The sequence below is a fragment of the Enterococcus sp. DIV1307a genome (assembly GCF_050537425.1).
GTDB lineage: Bacteria > Bacillota > Bacilli > Lactobacillales > Enterococcaceae > Enterococcus > Enterococcus faecalis.
On sequence record NZ_CP172914.1, the window covers coordinates 1,741,268 to 1,757,246 of the forward strand.

Here is a 15,979-nt window from a genome sequence, read left to right on the forward strand (position 1 = left end):
AATAGTATTGAACCACTGAAAGGATCGTAGTATATTTATGAACACATTTTGGAAGTCGTTTCCTGACGTTGAACGTTCTTTAACGGAAACATGTGAATTAATTGAACAAACGTTGCATACACGCAACGAAGACATTGAAGAAGCCTTAGTAACTTTGGCTCGTTCTGGCGGCAAATTATTACGCCCCGCTTTTTTCTTTCTTTTTACTCAACTGGGTGATGAAGAAAAACAAGAGAAACAACAACTATTAAAAATAGCTGCATCTTTGGAAATCCTACATATGGCTACGTTGATTCACGATGACATTATTGACGATTCTCCATTGCGCCGAGGCGCTGTGACTATTCAATCACAATATGGTAAAGACGTTGCTGTTTACACAGGTGATTTACTATTCACTGAATTCTTTACTTTGATTGCAGATGCCATGAATGGCTCTGAATTTATGAAAATCAATGCACAAGGAATGAAACGGTTATTACTTGGTGAACTCGATCAAATGAGTCATCGATTTGACCGCCGCATGTCGATTCCTGCTTATTTAAGAAGTGTCAACGGCAAAACAGCCGAACTTTTTTCACTAAGCTGTCTTGAAGGGGCCTATTTCGGTCATAGTTCAAAAGAAGTCCAACGTTTAGCTAAACGAATTGGCCGTCATATTGGCATTGCTTTTCAAGTCTATGACGATATTTTAGATTATACTGCCGACACGGAAACCTTGAAAAAGCCCGCTTTAGAAGACTTGTCACAAGGTGTTTATACGTTACCTCTTCTCTTCGCTTATCAAGCAGCACCTGACGTATTCAGCCCTTATTTGGATAAAGGACGTGCCATTACCTTAGAAGAGGCAGCTGAAGTTGCGGCGCTAGTCAATGACTATCATGGCGTTACAGAAGCACAAGCTTTTGCTAAAAAAGTAACCAACAAAGCAATCACTGATATTCAACAATTGCCTGATGGCACAGCAAAAGAAACCTTACTTTCCTTAACTGAGCTCTTATTACATCGTTCATTTTAAACGTTTTATAGAAGAATTGCCATTAATTGAAATAGAAAAACGACTGATTGTTTGCTTTAATCAACAACCAGTCGTTTTTTTATTCCTCGAAAGAACTAATGCCACGATCAATTCGGTAAAGTTTCTGATAATGCGCATTGGTTGCAAGTAATTCCTCTGGCGTACCACTCATCTCTAATTGGCCATCTTCAATAAAGATCACTTGATCCATCAAAGTTACACCTTGCAAATGGTGGGTAATCCAGATGACGGTTTTATCTTTTAATGCCTCAAAAAAAGTTTCCAGCAATTGCTGTTCTGTAATTGGATCTAAACCAGTAGTTGGTTCGTCTAATAACACAATCGGTGTATCTTGCAAAAGAATCCGCGCTAGCGCCAAGCGATGTCGTTCGCCACCAGAAAAACGCAAACCTGCTTCATCCACCATTGTTTGTAAACCTTCTGGTAATTGGGTAACCATTTCTTTTAAGCCAACTTTTTCTAAAACCGCCCAAATTTCTGCTTCGCTTGCTTCTTCTCTACCAATCCGAATATTATTTAAAATGGTTGTTCGAAATAGGTACGGTGCTTGGTGCATAACCCCAATATATTCAGTCATCGTCTCACCAAATGCCTCAGTTGGGATATTTCCTAAAAGGATTTCTCCCGAAGTAGGCCGTAAATCACCACGAATGAGCGAAGCCAACGTACTCTTTCCGGAACCACTGCGCCCTAAAATCGCTAATTTTTGTTTTTCAGGAATTGTTAACGATAAGTCATTTAATACCTTTTTCGCTTGATTTTCATATGCAAAAGACAAATGTTCTATCGATAAACTGGTGCCATTTGGCTGAACAGGCGCTTCTGTTGAGTCATCTTCCCCTTCAGGAAGCTCATTAAAACGACGAATGGAATCCTTATAAATCGTTGTTTCCTGTGCTGCAGCAGGTAGCGGAGCAAAGGCATCAATTAACGGAAAAACGGTTAAAACAAAGGCACCAATCCAATTGGCTGCGCCCCCATGATTACCTGGAAACCGCACACTAGTCCAAGCTAAGACAGCAATCGCAATCACGCCAAACAGAAGTTGTAAAACAAAGTCTCGGCCACGGTTAAATTGCTTCATTTTTTCATCTAATGCACGAACGTTTGCTTCATCTGTTTCATAACGAGCAACGAATTCAGAGCCACGTTGACTAAATACCCAATCAGACACACCTAGAATATTGTCGGTTAGTGTTTGATATAACTCATTTTTGGCATATTTATGTTTTTCTTGACGCGCACCATTCACTAGAACTGAAACAAGTGGTAATAGAAAAACAACCACTCCTAACATCAGTAACATGCATAAAGCAAACCACCAAGAAAAGAAACCTAATGCAATCACTAAAAAGATATACAAAATCCAAGCAATAACGGTTGGGAAAATCGTTCGTAAATACAAGTTTTGGATATGATTAATATCCTCCGAAAGCAAACCTAAGATATCCCCAGTGCGATATTTTGTCTTAAAGAAAATCGCATCTTTTTCTAGTACATTATAAAGTTTCAAGCGCAGATCAGAGGTCATTTTTAACACCCAGTTATGACTCGTTAGACGCTCCACATAACGAAAAACAGGACGGCCAATCCCGAATGCTCTTGTTAAAACAATGGGAATATAAATTAATAAAATATTCTCTGGTAAGGAAGCCGCACGACTGATTAAGTAACCAGACGTAAACATTAATGCCCCTGCGCTAAAGAACGTCAAGAAGCCTAAAAGTAAGGCAAAATACAAGGTTTTTTTATAGCGTTTTAAGAAAGGACGAACCCATTGATCGTTTTTCCAAACGTCTTTCGTTGTCGGCTGTTTTTCCATCATTGGCGTCCTCCCCTCATTTGCTTCATTAATTGAACATAGTAGCCATCTTTTTCAATCAACTCTGCTAGCGTTCCTTGTTCCACTAATTGACCTTTTTCCATCACTAAAATGTAATCCATTTCTTCCATCCAATGCAGACGATGTGTCGCAAAAAAGACAAGATGATTGTTCATTAATGGCAACATGCGCTCTTTCATTTCAACTTCTGTTTCAATATCCAAATGCGCTGTCGGCTCATCAAACAGCAAGACGTGGCGTTTTTGATCGACAAAGGCGCGGGCCAACGCTACTCGTTGCGCTTGTCCCCCACTTAACATTCGACCACTTTCCCCAATCAAGGTATGAATTCCTTCGGGAAGGTCTTTAACCAGCTCGTCTAAGCCAACTAACTGAATCGCTTGCTGAATCGCCTCATCTGTTGCTTCAGGTGTATAAAAGCGAATATTGTTTGCCAAAGTATCTTGAAAAATATATGGTGCTTGCGGAATATAAAGGATTTGTTTTTGCCAGTCTTTTTGTAAAAAATGTGGAATCGTTTGGCCATTTATCGCCAATTGACTCGTTTCTTCTGTTGGTAATAAAAAGCCGCTTAATAAATTAATTAACGTTGACTTACCAGAACCACTCGCCCCGATAATTCCAATCTTTTTGCGACCATCAACAGAGAATTGCAACGATTGAATCGCTTCTTGCGTTGCATCTTCATAGGAAAAATTTAACGCTGTGACTGACAACTGACTTTCTTGATGCCAATCATCTAACGTGAGCACATCGGTCTGTTCTGCTTCTGGCAATGCTAATACCGCTTGGATCGCTTGAAAAGAGTTTTTTCCATCTAAGGTTGCGTGATAATCACTTGAAAAATCACGAATCGGTAAAAAGAACTCAGGTGCTAAAATTAAAGTAACCAAGGCAGGAAATAATAAAATCGTGCCGTTTAATAAACTTAATCCAAGGAAAACTGCCACAACAGCTACCGATAATGTCGTAAAAAAGTCTAACGCAAAGGTTGATAAAATAGCAATTTTCAATGTACTCATGGTCGCTTTTCTGAATCGTTCACTTGTATGGTAAATACTTCCAGCATATTTTTTACTCAACCCAAACAGTTTCAGCGTGTCAATTCCTCGCAAGGAATCAATAAAATGATTGGAAAGCATTTGAAACGCCGCATATTGCTTGTCCGCTTTACTTTGTGCTGCATAACCTAACACAATCATAAAAATAATAATAATCGGAAAAACAATCAGCAATGTTACGCCTGAACGAATATCTTGTGTAAAAACAAAGGCCAAAATAATCCAAGGAATAATCATCATATTCATCATTTTTGTCAAAATCAATTGTAAATAATTTTCGGTTTGACTGATGCCTTCTAAAGCCATGGTAACCATATTTCCAGTTCCATTTTTTTGAACAACATTTGGCCCCAAACGGAAAATTTGGGTTAATAATTGTTCGCGTAATTCTTTCGAGCGTTCATAACTAAATGTATCGAGCATTCTCTCACGAAAATACGTAATAACATGTCGACCAAGATAAAAAATAAAAAAGAGTAAAATACTCTGTAGTTGTTGGTTAAGATGCCCGCCACTCCAAAGGCCGACAATGGCTTTTGAAAGAAAAAAAGCTTGCCCAATTATAAAGACTGCTTGCAGGAAAGAAAAACCTGCAAGCAAGACAAGAATTTTTTTGATTTTAGGCATCTGTAAGATGTCTTTATCAATCATAGATTTAATACCCCTCTGGTACGGCTGTCTGTGAAATACGTTTTCTGAAAATATAATAGGACCAAGCAGTATAAGCTAACACGAATGGTAAAATGCTTAAAGAAATCCACGTCATAATTTTTAGTGTATATGGTGTGCTTGTTGCATCTTTAATCAACAAATCAAAACCTTCACTACCAATCATAACACGTGGGAACAAGCCACTGAACAAGAGAGCAACTAGTACAACTAATGTTAAACCACTCGCTAGAAAAGCTAACATCTCTTTGCGTTTAAACACCCCAACATTGGCAATGACCGTTAAGACCACAATTGCTAACGTTAAAATTAAAGTGACCGCAAAGTTCTTTTCATAAAAGTCCGTTTTGAAGTACATCAACACTGCAAAAACAACTAAACCGACATATAAAACGCCGTATAAGATTTCTGCATAATTTCGAGCACGTTCGCGAATTGGGCCTTCTGTTTTTAAAGCAATATAGTTCATGCCGTGTAAGTAGCAAAGTAATGTTAAGGCTACTCCACCAACAATTGAAAACAGATTAAAATAATCCGTAAATTGCGCATGCATATTGCCGTTTGCATCTAAAGGCATCCCTTGGACTAAGCTGATAAACAAAATACCAAAGAAGAACGGTACAAGGAAACTACCAATTGATAGTGTCCAGTTCCACATCCGACGACGTTTACCTTCCGGCATGTTATGGCGGAATTCAAAGGAAACTCCGCGAATAATTAAGCCAAATAAAATCGTAAATAGAATTAAATAGTAGCCACTAAATAATGAAGCATACCAATATGGGAAAGAGGCAAACATTGCGCCGCCCGCTGTTAATAGCCAAACTTCGTTTCCGTCCCAAACAGGTCCAATTGTTGCAACGACTTGATCTTTTTCGTCGTCATTGTGTGCCAACGTTTGAACGGCCATTCCAACACCAAAGTCAAATCCTTCTAAGAAGAAGAAACCTGAGAACAAGACGCCGATAAGGACAAACCATAATAATTGTAGTGTACTCATTCGCCAAATACCCCCTTATCAAATGGATCCAACGCTGGTTCATTTTCTTTCGCTAATTTTTTCGCTTCATAGTCTGGTCCTTTACGTAATTCTAAAATAACCAAGTAAACCATGACACTACCTAAACCAGCAAATAATAAGAAATAAATGACATTTGACGTAATTAATGAAGCAACCGATACATTTGGCGAAACACTTTGTTCAATCGTAAATAATCCATAGACAGTCCACGGATAACGACCTAATTCAGTGACTAACCAACCTGTTGTATTGGCAAGGAATGGTGCGAACGTACATAAAGCAACAATCCACAGCATCCATTTCTTCTCGTACAGCGATGGTTTTTTCTTCCTTGTAAAGAATAGTCCTAAGGCAGCAACCAATAACATTAAGGCACCAAAACCAGCCATGATACGGAAGCTCCAGAATAAAGTGTTAACTGGTGGATAATAATTTTTATCATCCCCATATTTTTCTACCAAGCGCTTGTTGACTGTATCCATCCCATCAACCGAACCTGATAATTTATTATACGATAAAATACTTAGCATATACGGAATATCGATACCAAAAACTTGTTTATGTTCTCGTTCATCTGCCCAAGCAATCAATGTCCAAGCAGCAGGATCATCAGAGTCTTCATAGGCCCCCTCCATCGCCGCAAATTTCATTGGTTGTCCTTCAATTAGAGCTTTCATTTGCAAGTCGCCAGCTAATAAAACGCCGATTGAACCGAACAAAGTAACCCATAAGCCAATGCGCATAGATGCTTTGTGGAATGAAATATCCCGTTTTTTCAACAATTGGAAAGCAGCCATACCAGCTACTGCCATGCCGCCCAATGTAAAGGCGCCCATGATAACGTGTGAAAATTCATACCAAACTTTTGGATTGCTGATGACAGCTACAAAGTCCACCATTTCAGCACGGCCATTATTGATGACATAACCTACTGGATGTTGCATAAAACTATTGGCAACTAAAATCCAGAAAGCAGACATCATTGAACCGAATACGACTAACCAGATAAAGGTTACGTGAACTTTCGGATTCATTTTATCCCAAGTAAAGATCCATAAACCTAAGAATGTTGACTCTAAGAAGAAAGCTAAGAGCGCTTCTACCGCCAACGGTGCCCCAAAAATATCTCCGACGAATCGAGAATAATCAGACCAGTTCATCCCAAACTGAAATTCTTGAATAATCCCGGTTACAACCCCAACAGCGAAGCTTAATAGGAATATATTTCCCCAAAACTTGGCCATTTTACGATAACGTTCCTCTTTTTTCACAACGTACATTGTTTCCATAATTGCTACAACAAGTGCTAATCCTATTGAAAACGGTACGAAGAAAAAGTGGAAAACTGTTGTCATCGCAAATTGGATTCTCGCCAATGTTACAATATCAAACATATTATTTCCTCCCTGATTTGCCTCCACACAAAGAAACAAGCTTACCTGAATTGTTCATTTCCATTAGCGATGACTCCTTTTATCTACGAAACTAAAAGAAAATTCAAGTGAACTTTTCCAAAAAGTGTGAAAATGCATGTAATATAGAATAATTCCAATCTAAGTATACAACTTTCTGAGGCAGAAACCAAACAATACAGAAGCATTTCTCACAATTTTTTTAGGTGCTCCCAAGATTTCTTCCCTTTCTTCTATCAATAAAAAAAGCCCTTCCTAAAAAAAGGAAGAACTAATCTCAATCTATCAACATTTTGACTTATCACTTGATTAGTTTTCGAAAATCGAAGCAGCTCGTCTTTGATGATAAAAATTCTAATCTTGTGATGAAAATTACGGATTGCTTGTGGTGATAGTTTGTTTTTTAACAACATGGCTCTAAAACAAATTTTTTGAACTTAATGCAATTTCTTGAGTTTTGGTACCATTCTAAACAACATGACTCTAAAACAAAACTTTTGACGGCTCTTTAGTCAACCCAGTTTTGGTACCATTCTAAACAACATGACTCTAAAACTTTGATAATCCAGAATCAACATCTTCACCAGTTTTGGTACCATTCTAAACAACATGACTCTAAAACTTCTATTCTTGCCTTTGCCTTTAAATTAGCGTTTTGGTACCATTCTAAACAACATGACTCTAAAACGCTAATCATCATATACGCTAATTTAAATTGGTTTTGGTACCATTCTAAACAACATGACTCTAAAACCTCGGAGAATTATTTTTTCTCCATGATTCCGTATTCGCATCACTTATCCATAGCTAGATTTCAGTTTAGAAGGTCTGATTTTTTTCTTCACGTTTATTATACCAAACTTTCTCCTTCTTGGCGGAAAAACCCACCATTTTTCAATGGTGGGTTTTCTTTATTTAGTAGCTGTAACAGCGAGCCAGATTTCACTATACTTAGCTTCTGCTGGTCCTTGATATTGCGTAAACGAAATTTCTGGTGCTGCAACGACTTGGTAACCAGATGAAGGCAACCATTCAGAGAATATCCTTGCCCAGGTTTCTTGTAAAGTTTGTGGGAAAGGACCTTCATTTGGAAAAACCGCCCATGTATGAGCAGGTACGCTTAGTTGCTCCAAATCTTCATAGGTATTTTCTTGCGAAGTGGCAAAGCCAATCATGTGTGTCATTTCTCCACCTTCTGTTGTTCGTCCCTCTTGAAAGTCAAAAGAAGCATTTACTACTTGATAAGGATATATGTCATCAAATGTATGCATTTCCGCTCGTTGTTGTGGTGTAATGCGCTGTGCTAATTCCATGATTGCTTGATTTTCCCCTTGATACTGCAAGGGAACCTTCTGACTAACTCCGACTATTTGAAACGCTGGTTTTTCAATCAATTTAACATCCATTGATTGTCCTCCTTTAATATCAATATAGAAAGAGAATTTAGGAAACGTTTTTTGGATTTGTGTTTTCATTACTTCAGAAGGGGCTTGTCCTGACCAATCGCGAAAAGCTCTTGAGAATCCTTCAATACTTTGATAACCATATTTAAAAGCTACATCTGTCACTTTTTCACCAGCAAGTAATGCTAAATTTGCTTCCGCCAAACGTCTCTTTTTAATATACTCAGCCAGACTCATCCCCGTAATAAACGAAAAAGTTCGTTTAAAATGGTAAACAGAAATCCCTGTCTTTTTCGCCAATTCATCGAAGGATACTTCTTCCGTTAAATGTTCTTCAATATAATCCATTGCTTGATTTAAATTTGCGAGCATCCGTGTCCCTCTCTTTCTATTTGAAAGTTTACTAAAGACCAACAAGGATGACTTGATTATTTAGAGCCAACATTCGTCAAGTCGCTACTCTTGATTCATAGCGGCTTTTAAGGCCTGCGCTAAAGCACTTTCTTCTGGTTCGTCTGGTTGTGAATATTTTTTCATCAAACGACGTTCTTCATGTTTAGTCATTTTTTGTTTTCGTTCTTTTTTATCGGGAATTTTTTCAGTAATCGAACAGAATTTACATTTGAAAGAACGACCATTTTTTCCTTCTATGATGACCATTTTTTTATGGCATTGTGGGCAACGGTGATTGGATACTTTAGGATCTTTTCGCCGACGATAAGAACATTCTTGGTTTGTACAAACGTAAATCTTCCCATCTTTCGTATTTTTTTCCCGTAAGTTTGAGCCACAATCTGGACATTTTTTTTGCGTAATGGAAAAATCTTGATATTTTTTCTCGCTTTGTTTAATTTCACGGACTAATTTTTTCGTATCCTCTTCAATATCCTTTAAGAAAAGTTGACTCTTTTGTTGACCCGAAGCGATTGCTTCGAGCGACTTTTCCCATTTTTCCGTTAGTTCAGGTGTCACAAGTGATGGATTCACCAAGTCTAATAGTTGCTTTCCTTTGGCAGAGACACTTAAACCGCTATTGGTTCGTTCCATCAATTCTGATTTAATCAGTTTTTCAATGATTTCAGCTCGCGTTGCCGGTGTGCCTAAACTGTGTTTCTCCATTTTTCCTAACAACGTTCCTTCGGTTAATGGTTTTGGCGGCGACGTTAATTCTTTGTTAATGGTAAAGTTTGGCGCAACGGTCATGCCTTTTTGCCATTGGACAATGGACAGCGGCTGTTCGGCTGTTGTTTTCCAGCCAGCAACAACTACTTTATTTTGATGAAAGACAAATGTTTCTTTTCCAAAAGCGACTGTAACTTTTGTTTGTTTGGTTTGATTTGGCTCAGCAAACAAACCTAAGAATCGTTGAACAATCATTTGATAGATTTTTTGTTCATCATTACTTAGCTTTTCATAACGAGGACGTTGTTCAGTTGGAATCAACCCATGGTGATCTGTGACTTTTGCATTTTGGAAAACTTTTTGTTGTTTAACAACGGCCCCATTTTTAAGGTAGCCTTTCACTTCTGTTGAAAAATCAGCAATGGCTTGAAGTCGTTCTTTCATCGTTCCTTTCATATCCGTTGTTAGATATTTGCTGTCAGTTCGAGGATAGGAAACAATTTTATGGGTTTCGTATAAACTTTGTACAAGAGACAACGTTTTCTTTGCAGAAAATTGGAATCGCTGGTTGGCTTCACGCTGGATTTCGGTTAAATCATATGGTAACGGCGCATTTTCTGTTTTAACTTTTTCTTGAATATCGGTAACTAAGCCCTTTTGTTTTGAGAGTTCTTTGACTAATTGTTCTGCTTCCTGCCGTTCTTTTAAAGCGTATGGATTTTTTTGGGTCATCTTTGCTTTTTCTGATTCAACAGTTAACGAGATAGTAAAATAAGTTTGAGGCTTAAATTGTTCAATCGTTTTTTCTTGTTGGCGCACCATTGCTAAAGTTGGTGTTTGAACACGACCTGCGGATAAGTTATCTTGATATTTCACTGTCAAGGCCCGTGTGACGTTTAGCCCCACTAACCAGTCAGCTTTTGCGCGCGCCAAGGCAGAGTAATACAAATTATCGTAGTCTTTCGCTGGGCGAATTTTCTTAAACCCGTCTTTAATGGCTTTGTCTGTTTGAGATGAAATCCATAAGCGTTTGACTGGTTTGTTAAAACGGACATATTCTAAAATCCAGCGGGCCACTAATTCACCTTCACGACCAGCATCAGTGGCAATCACGGCTTCAGAAACATCTTTACGATTGGCTAATTGTTTAATCGCTTTTAATTGATGTCCCGTTTTCGGTAACGGTTTAATCCCTAAATTCTTAGGAATCATCGGTAAAGTTTCCATTTGCCACGTTTGCCATTCTTTGTTTAAATCTTCTGGCATTTTTAGTCCTAAGAGATGGCCTAAAGCCCAGGTGACAATCACGTTGGGTCCTTCATAATAATTCTTATTTTTTTGATTTGCTCCTAAAACGCGGCTTAAATCTTTTGCTACGCTAGGTTTTTCAGCAATAATTAATTGTTTTGCAACCACTAGTTTCGCTCCTTTTTGAGTGCTATCTTTTCGTATTATACCAAATATTGGTTCGATTTTCTCTAAATTCCGAGAATAGAAAAAGAGTTTAAAGAAAATTCCCTGAGGTTTTTCTTTAAACTCATGCGTTTCAAATAACTTTCCGTTTGCAGAATTTTGTTTTGCCAAAATGATTGGATATTGTGGTAAACTCAGCTTTATTTTCAAAAGTAACCGCATGATGATTTTCTAGTAATGCTAAACCGAAGTATTGTTGTAAATCTTCATCGCATTCTTCACACCAGCGTTCTTCCCCATCATTCCAGAAAGCCGTTAAATAGTTAGGCTTTGTGTTGACGTATGTATAATTCTGAGAAAGTTTTTGCCAAACTTCCACATAATATGTCTCTGCATCGGTCAAGTTATCGAAGGTTTTTTCTTGAACAATGTCCTCTTGCCAATCATCAAAAAACCACCAAGGTTCATTGTCGCCATACATTGTAATTACTTGATACATTGAACCGCTCCTTTTTTTGCTACTGTAGGTATCATAGTCACTTTCTGAAAAAGTTGCAAGGATTTGGTTTCGGACTGAGAAATTTTTGAAATTTATTTTATCCTGCCACTTCTAAAGAAGCAATAAAATCTTCAATCATGCGACGATAACTTTCTTCCGGCGTGGCTTCTTCGCGTTGAAAATAACCTAAAAAACGTAAGGTAATATAACCATGGATTAAGCTACGTAATTCTCGACTTTTATGCAGTCGTTCTTCATTATTAAATGGATAAAAAGCTAAAAGTTGTAAGATAATTTGATTGGTTTCATGGATGCCTTCAATTAATTGTTGGTTTTGCGTTTTCGGCACACTGATAAGTAATTCATAGACTGCAGAATTTTCAAAAGCAAATTGTTGGTACGTTTCAGCATATATCCGAATTGCTTCTGCGCCACTCTTACCCACTAAGGCTCTTCGCAATGCATCATTTAATTCTTGAATTAACAAGTCCACTAGAGCATTTTTTACTTCAGCAATATTTTTAAAGTGATTATAGAGTGAAGGATACTTGATGCCTAAATCAACGGCTAAATTTTGAAAGGTTAATTGTTGAACGCCCAATTCTTCCGCTAGATTGCGGGCACTTTCAAGGATTTTGGCTTTCGTTAAATTCCGTTTTTTTGCCATCTTTCTGACGCCTCCAATTCTTAAATTTTGGACAATTATTAGTTTATCATATCTATTGACTCTTTTTAAACTATAAATTATAGTTTATAATAATAATTTGTAAACATCATTTTTGAAAGAAGGCTGTTTGGCATGCATATTACCAACCGTTCTCATTTGGCCGATCGTTATGGCAAACGAACCAGTGCAGAATTTTTATTACACGAACGTCCTATTTTATCTTTTCCTATTTCTTTAGCGGCCATTCCTAAAGAAGCCCGTTATTTATCCTGGGAATTAATTGATTATGACACGATTCCTCTAATCGGTTTCCCTTTTATTCATTGGTTAGCTGCCAATGTTCCTGTAACCAATGAGATTCCTGAAGACTTTAGTCGAACAGCACTCAAGCCTACCATTCAAGGAAAAAATAGTCTTGCTTCTCCTTTGGGGAAACAGATGATTCCTGCGCTTGCCACTGAAACGTTACCTGAGTTAACCGAACGTTATCTGGGGTTAAGCCCTCGCTCTGGTGTGCACACCTATACGTTATATGTGTACGCTACAAAAAATCCACTAAATTTAAAAGAAGGCTTTTTTGCGAATGAATTGCATCAAGCATTGAATGATCAACTACTCGCCAAAGCCAAATTTGAATTTCTTTACTAGAAAGTGAGGAAATAGAATGTATGAATTAATTAAAAGTAAAATTTTCCGTCCAAGACAACCTTGGGAAAAAAATCTGCTCGTTTTATGGTTTGGCACATTTATGGCTGGTATTGGCTTTAGCTTAGTGATGCCATTTATGCCTCTTTATATCAACACATTAGGTACTTTTACCCACCAACAATTGAATTTTTGGAGCGGAATCACGTTCTCTTCCACTTTTTTAGTCACAACCATTGTTTCACCTTGGTGGGGCCGTTTAGCCGACCGAAAAGGACGCAAGTTAATGTTATTACGCGCTTCATTAGGGATGGCTATCGTCATTAGTTTAATGGGCGCAGTCACAAGTGTTTATCAATTGATTGGCTTACGCTTGTTACAAGGTGTTTTTTCTGGTTATATCAGTAATGCGACTGCGTTAGTTGCTACAGGCACACCTAAGGAAAAAAGCGGTCAAGTGCTTGGTACTTTAGCAACTGGTTCTGTTACCGGCACGTTGCTTGGTCCTCTTTTGGGCGGTGTCACTGCGTCTATTTTCGGTTATCGGCCAACCTTTTTCATTACTGGTACGATTTTATTACTCGTTTTTGTTTTGAGTCTCGTCTTTGTCCATGAAGAGTTTGTGCCAATTGAAAAAAATCAAGCCGCATCTGGGAAACAAATTTTAAAAAAACTAGAACATCCCCACGTGATTCTTGGAATGTTTATTACGACATTAATCATTCAAGCTTCCAATAATTCAATTAGTCCCATCATCAGTTTATATATTCAACAATTGTTGGGTGGTCACGGAAATGTCACCTTAATTAGCGGAGTCATTGCTTCTATTCCAGGGATTGCAACGTTAATAGCCGCCCCTCGTTTCGGCCGGTTAGGCGATCGTATTGGCAGTGAACGCATCTTGACAATTGGCTTAATTTTAGCCATTTTCGTTTACCTACCAATGGCCTTTGTTCAAAATGTCTGGCAGCTTGCCATGCTTCGTTTCTTAGTTGGGATTTCCGATGCCTGTTTACTACCAGCTGTTCAAACGTTGATCACTCGTTATTCCCCAAGTGACGCTGCAGGTCGTATTTTCAGTTACAATCAATCTTTCCAAGCGACAGGAAATGTGATTGGTCCTATGATTGGTTCAAGCGTATCTGCCGCTTTCGGTTATCGTGGAGTCTTTATTTCCACTTCTTGTCTGGTTCTCATTAACCTTCTATGGGTTCGTCGAAGCACCGCCGAATTAAAAAAAGAGAAAAATGATGACTAAGTTATACACAGAAAAGTTATCCACAATTTGAATTTTTAATTTTTCTCTTTTTCTTATTTTAAAAAAAATAGGCATATAAAACAAAAAAGAAAAGCGGATATTTACTGGTTTTACGACCAGCATATCCGCTTTTCATTTGGTTAACTATACGCTTTTTGTTTCACAACTCGTGAAACTTTTTAGACGTATTGTAGTTCTTTTTCATCTTGGTAGGCGCGATCAATTAAGCCGCCCCCTAAGCATTCCATCCCATCATAAAAAACAACAGCTTGACCTGGAGTGACTGCACGCGCTGGTTCCTTAAACGTAACGGTTGCTTTTGTGCCATCTTCAGATAAGGAAACATGCACTGGAATATCTGCTTGACGATAACGGAATTTAGCCGTACAGTCAAACTCTTTTGGCATTGGCGTATCAACAGTAAAATGAACCTCACTAGCTTCTAAATGTGTTGCATATAGTTTTTCATGGTGAAATCCTTGTCCCACATATAATGTATTGGTAGTTAAATCTTTCCCAATCACAAACCATGGTTCTTGTGTTTTACCGCCGCCACCAATTCCTAAGCCTTGGCGTTGACCGATAGTATAATACATCAGACCATCATGTTGTCCTTTGATTTCGCCATCTTCTGTCACCATGTTGCCTTTTTTAGCTGGTAAATAATTACTCAAAAATTCTTTGAAATTCTTTTCACCAATAAAACAAACGCCCGTTGAGTCTTTTTTCTTGGCTGTGGCTAATCCAGCACGGTCAGCAATTGCACGAACTTCTGATTTTTCCATGCCACCCAATGGAAACATTGTTTTTGCCAATTGGGCTTGTGATAATTGGCTTAAAAAATAGGTTTGGTCTTTATTATTATCAATTCCACGTAACATATGCACTACGCCATTTTCATCCGTTTCTACTTGCGCATAGTGGCCAGTTGCAACATAGTCAGCGCCTAGTTGCATAGCATAATCTAGGAATGCTTTAAATTTAATTTCTTTATTACACATGACATCTGGATTTGGTGTCCGTCCTAACCGATATTCTGCTAAAAAATATTCAAACACACGGTCCCAATATTCTTTTTCAAAATTGACCGAATAATACGGAATCCCAATTTGATCCGCTACTTTTGCGACATCTTTATAATCCTCAGTTGCGGTACAGACACCATTTTCGTCTGTATCGTCCCAATTTTTCATAAAGATCCCAATTACATCATAGCCTTGCTCTTTTAAAAGCAACGCTGTGACAGATGAATCGACACCGCCACTCATGCCTACCACGACACGCGTTTTGCTGTTATCTGCCATTTTATCACCATCATTTCAATTAGATTCTGAAATCATCCACGATTTGAAGGTCGTAACTTTTCAGTGCTTTTCATTATACTATTTTTTTGAAATAAGTAAAGCAAGCCGGGCGTATAATGAGAAAATACTTGGAACAAAGACACAGCCAACAAGCTGTTGCTTTCAAATAAACAGAAAACCTGAAGGAACAAGCTACTTTCACTTGTTTCTTCAGGTTTCTCTAAATTATTCTACTTTCTCTAATACACCACGGCTAATTAAGCCATCCATTAAGAAAAAGTATTTTTCTTTACTCATTTCATGTTGTTCATTCTTGAAAATATTCATTGGTTTTAAACCATTTGCCGTTGTAATGGACATTTTCAACTCTTTTAGATCAGCAGTGATCGTAATTTTCAATTTGAAGCCTTCATTTCTCTGAGGCGTTGGATCTAAGGAACGAATCAATTGAAAGTTCCCTGATTTTGTTTCAGTAAAGCCGTTATCTTTTAATGTATAGCGTTTTGCACTAGGATGTACTTTGTAAAAAACTGTTGAGCCTTCAACAGCAGCCGTTGTTGTAAATGCCATGGGTTCCACCTCATTATTTTCATTGTTATCTTCATTATAGCGAAAACCTGTAG

Annotated in this window: 13 protein-coding genes and 1 CRISPR repeat array; of the genes, 3 read left to right on the top strand and 10 right to left on the bottom strand. The window is 37.9% G+C overall.

The features are described from left to right. Positions 1-37 precede the first annotated feature (37 nt). On the top strand, positions 38-1,018 hold the full coding sequence (locus IGL90_RS08550; RefSeq protein WP_002356979.1) for a polyprenyl synthetase family protein: 981 nt from the start codon (positions 38-40) through the stop codon (positions 1,016-1,018). Positions 1,019-1,097: 79 nt separating this feature from the next. Here the strand turns inward: IGL90_RS08550 and cydC are convergent, their stop codons facing one another. The 8 genes from cydC to IGL90_RS08590 all read right to left on the bottom strand — a co-directional run bounded on the left by cydC (position 1,098) and on the right by IGL90_RS08590 (position 12,149). Next, complete coding sequence (gene cydC, locus IGL90_RS08555; protein ID WP_082153328.1) at positions 1,098-2,864, bottom strand: thiol reductant ABC exporter subunit CydC; 1,767 nt, start codon at positions 2,862-2,864, stop codon at positions 1,098-1,100. Continuing rightward, positions 2,861-4,594, bottom strand: coding sequence for a thiol reductant ABC exporter subunit CydD (gene cydD, locus IGL90_RS08560; RefSeq protein ID WP_048737520.1), 1,734 nt, complete (start codon positions 4,592-4,594; stop codon positions 2,861-2,863). The genes cydC and cydD overlap by 4 nt, the downstream gene beginning before the upstream one ends. Positions 4,595-4,598: 4 nt before the next feature. Beyond that, positions 4,599-5,612 carry a cytochrome d ubiquinol oxidase subunit II gene (gene cydB, locus IGL90_RS08565; RefSeq protein WP_002356976.1) on the bottom strand — a complete coding sequence of 338 codons (1,014 nt, stop codon included), beginning with the start codon at positions 5,610-5,612 and terminating at the stop codon, positions 4,599-4,601. Further along, complete coding sequence (locus IGL90_RS08570; RefSeq protein ID WP_002356974.1) at positions 5,609-7,027, bottom strand: cytochrome ubiquinol oxidase subunit I; 1,419 nt, start codon at positions 7,025-7,027, stop codon at positions 5,609-5,611. Before IGL90_RS08570 ends, cydB begins: the two co-directional genes overlap by 4 nt. Positions 7,028-7,499: 472 nt before the next feature. Beyond that, positions 7,500-7,799: direct repeats of the CRISPR family, unit length 36 nt; unit sequence GTTTTGGTACCATTCTAAACAACATGACTCTAAAAC. 157 nt (positions 7,800-7,956) lie between these two features. Beyond that, positions 7,957-8,820: an AraC family transcriptional regulator gene (locus tag IGL90_RS08575; protein ID WP_002356969.1), complete on the bottom strand. Its 864-nt coding sequence runs from the start codon at positions 8,818-8,820 to the stop codon at positions 7,957-7,959. Positions 8,821-8,904: 84 nt separating this feature from the next. Next, entirely contained in the window at positions 8,905-10,986 is a 2,082-nt protein-coding gene (locus IGL90_RS08580) for a DNA topoisomerase III (RefSeq protein ID WP_048737518.1), read from the bottom strand. Positions 10,987-11,116: 130 nt separating this feature from the next. After that, positions 11,117-11,482, bottom strand: a complete 366-nt coding sequence (locus tag IGL90_RS08585) for a DUF1033 family protein (protein WP_002356966.1) — start codon at positions 11,480-11,482, stop codon at positions 11,117-11,119. A 97-nt stretch (positions 11,483-11,579) separates the two neighbouring features. After that, positions 11,580-12,149 carry a TetR/AcrR family transcriptional regulator gene (locus IGL90_RS08590; protein ID WP_002356965.1) on the bottom strand — a complete coding sequence of 190 codons (570 nt, stop codon included), beginning with the start codon at positions 12,147-12,149 and terminating at the stop codon, positions 11,580-11,582. 132 nt (positions 12,150-12,281) lie between these two features. Here IGL90_RS08590 and IGL90_RS08595 point away from each other — a divergent pair, with 132 nt between their 5' ends. Both IGL90_RS08595 and IGL90_RS08600 read left to right on the top strand, forming a co-directional pair. Further along, the gene (locus IGL90_RS08595) at positions 12,282-12,797 is read left to right on the top strand and encodes a YbhB/YbcL family Raf kinase inhibitor-like protein (protein ID WP_002356963.1); all 516 of its coding nucleotides are present in this window, start codon (positions 12,282-12,284) and stop codon (positions 12,795-12,797) included. Positions 12,798-12,813: 16 nt separating this feature from the next. Further along, positions 12,814-14,052, top strand: coding sequence for a multidrug efflux MFS transporter (locus IGL90_RS08600; protein WP_002356962.1), 1,239 nt, complete (start codon positions 12,814-12,816; stop codon positions 14,050-14,052). 179 nt (positions 14,053-14,231) lie between these two features. Here the strand turns inward: IGL90_RS08600 and mnmA are convergent, their stop codons facing one another. Then, positions 14,232-15,356 carry a tRNA 2-thiouridine(34) synthase MnmA gene (mnmA, locus tag IGL90_RS08605; protein ID WP_002356960.1) on the bottom strand — a complete coding sequence of 375 codons (1,125 nt, stop codon included), beginning with the start codon at positions 15,354-15,356 and terminating at the stop codon, positions 14,232-14,234. Between the two features lie 225 nt (positions 15,357-15,581). Beyond that, positions 15,582-15,926: a DUF1831 domain-containing protein gene (locus IGL90_RS08610; RefSeq protein WP_002356959.1), complete on the bottom strand. Its 345-nt coding sequence runs from the start codon at positions 15,924-15,926 to the stop codon at positions 15,582-15,584. Positions 15,927-15,979: the final 53 nt, after the last annotated feature.

Excerpts from the sequence above, each read along its gene's own strand:
- IGL90_RS08550 (WP_002356979.1), top strand. The coding sequence starts at position 38 with ATGAACACATTTTGGAAGTCGTTTCCTGACGTTGAACGTTCTTTAACG.
- cydC (WP_082153328.1), bottom strand. The coding sequence starts at position 2,864 with ATGATGGAAAAACAGCCGACAACGAAAGACGTTTGGAAAAACGATCAA.
- cydD (WP_048737520.1), bottom strand. The coding sequence starts at position 4,594 with ATGATTGATAAAGACATCTTACAGATGCCTAAAATCAAAAAAATTCTT.
- cydB (WP_002356976.1), bottom strand. The coding sequence starts at position 5,612 with ATGAGTACACTACAATTATTATGGTTTGTCCTTATCGGCGTCTTGTTC.
- IGL90_RS08570 (WP_002356974.1), bottom strand. The coding sequence starts at position 7,027 with ATGTTTGATATTGTAACATTGGCGAGAATCCAATTTGCGATGACAACA.
- IGL90_RS08575 (WP_002356969.1), bottom strand. The coding sequence starts at position 8,820 with ATGCTCGCAAATTTAAATCAAGCAATGGATTATATTGAAGAACATTTA.
- IGL90_RS08585 (WP_002356966.1), bottom strand. The coding sequence starts at position 11,482 with ATGTATCAAGTAATTACAATGTATGGCGACAATGAACCTTGGTGGTTT.
- IGL90_RS08590 (WP_002356965.1), bottom strand. The coding sequence starts at position 12,149 with ATGGCAAAAAAACGGAATTTAACGAAAGCCAAAATCCTTGAAAGTGCC.
- IGL90_RS08595 (WP_002356963.1), top strand. The coding sequence starts at position 12,282 with ATGCATATTACCAACCGTTCTCATTTGGCCGATCGTTATGGCAAACGA.
- IGL90_RS08600 (WP_002356962.1), top strand. The coding sequence starts at position 12,814 with ATGTATGAATTAATTAAAAGTAAAATTTTCCGTCCAAGACAACCTTGG.
- mnmA (WP_002356960.1), bottom strand. The coding sequence starts at position 15,356 with ATGGCAGATAACAGCAAAACGCGTGTCGTGGTAGGCATGAGTGGCGGT.
- IGL90_RS08610 (WP_002356959.1), bottom strand. The coding sequence starts at position 15,926 with ATGGCATTTACAACAACGGCTGCTGTTGAAGGCTCAACAGTTTTTTAC.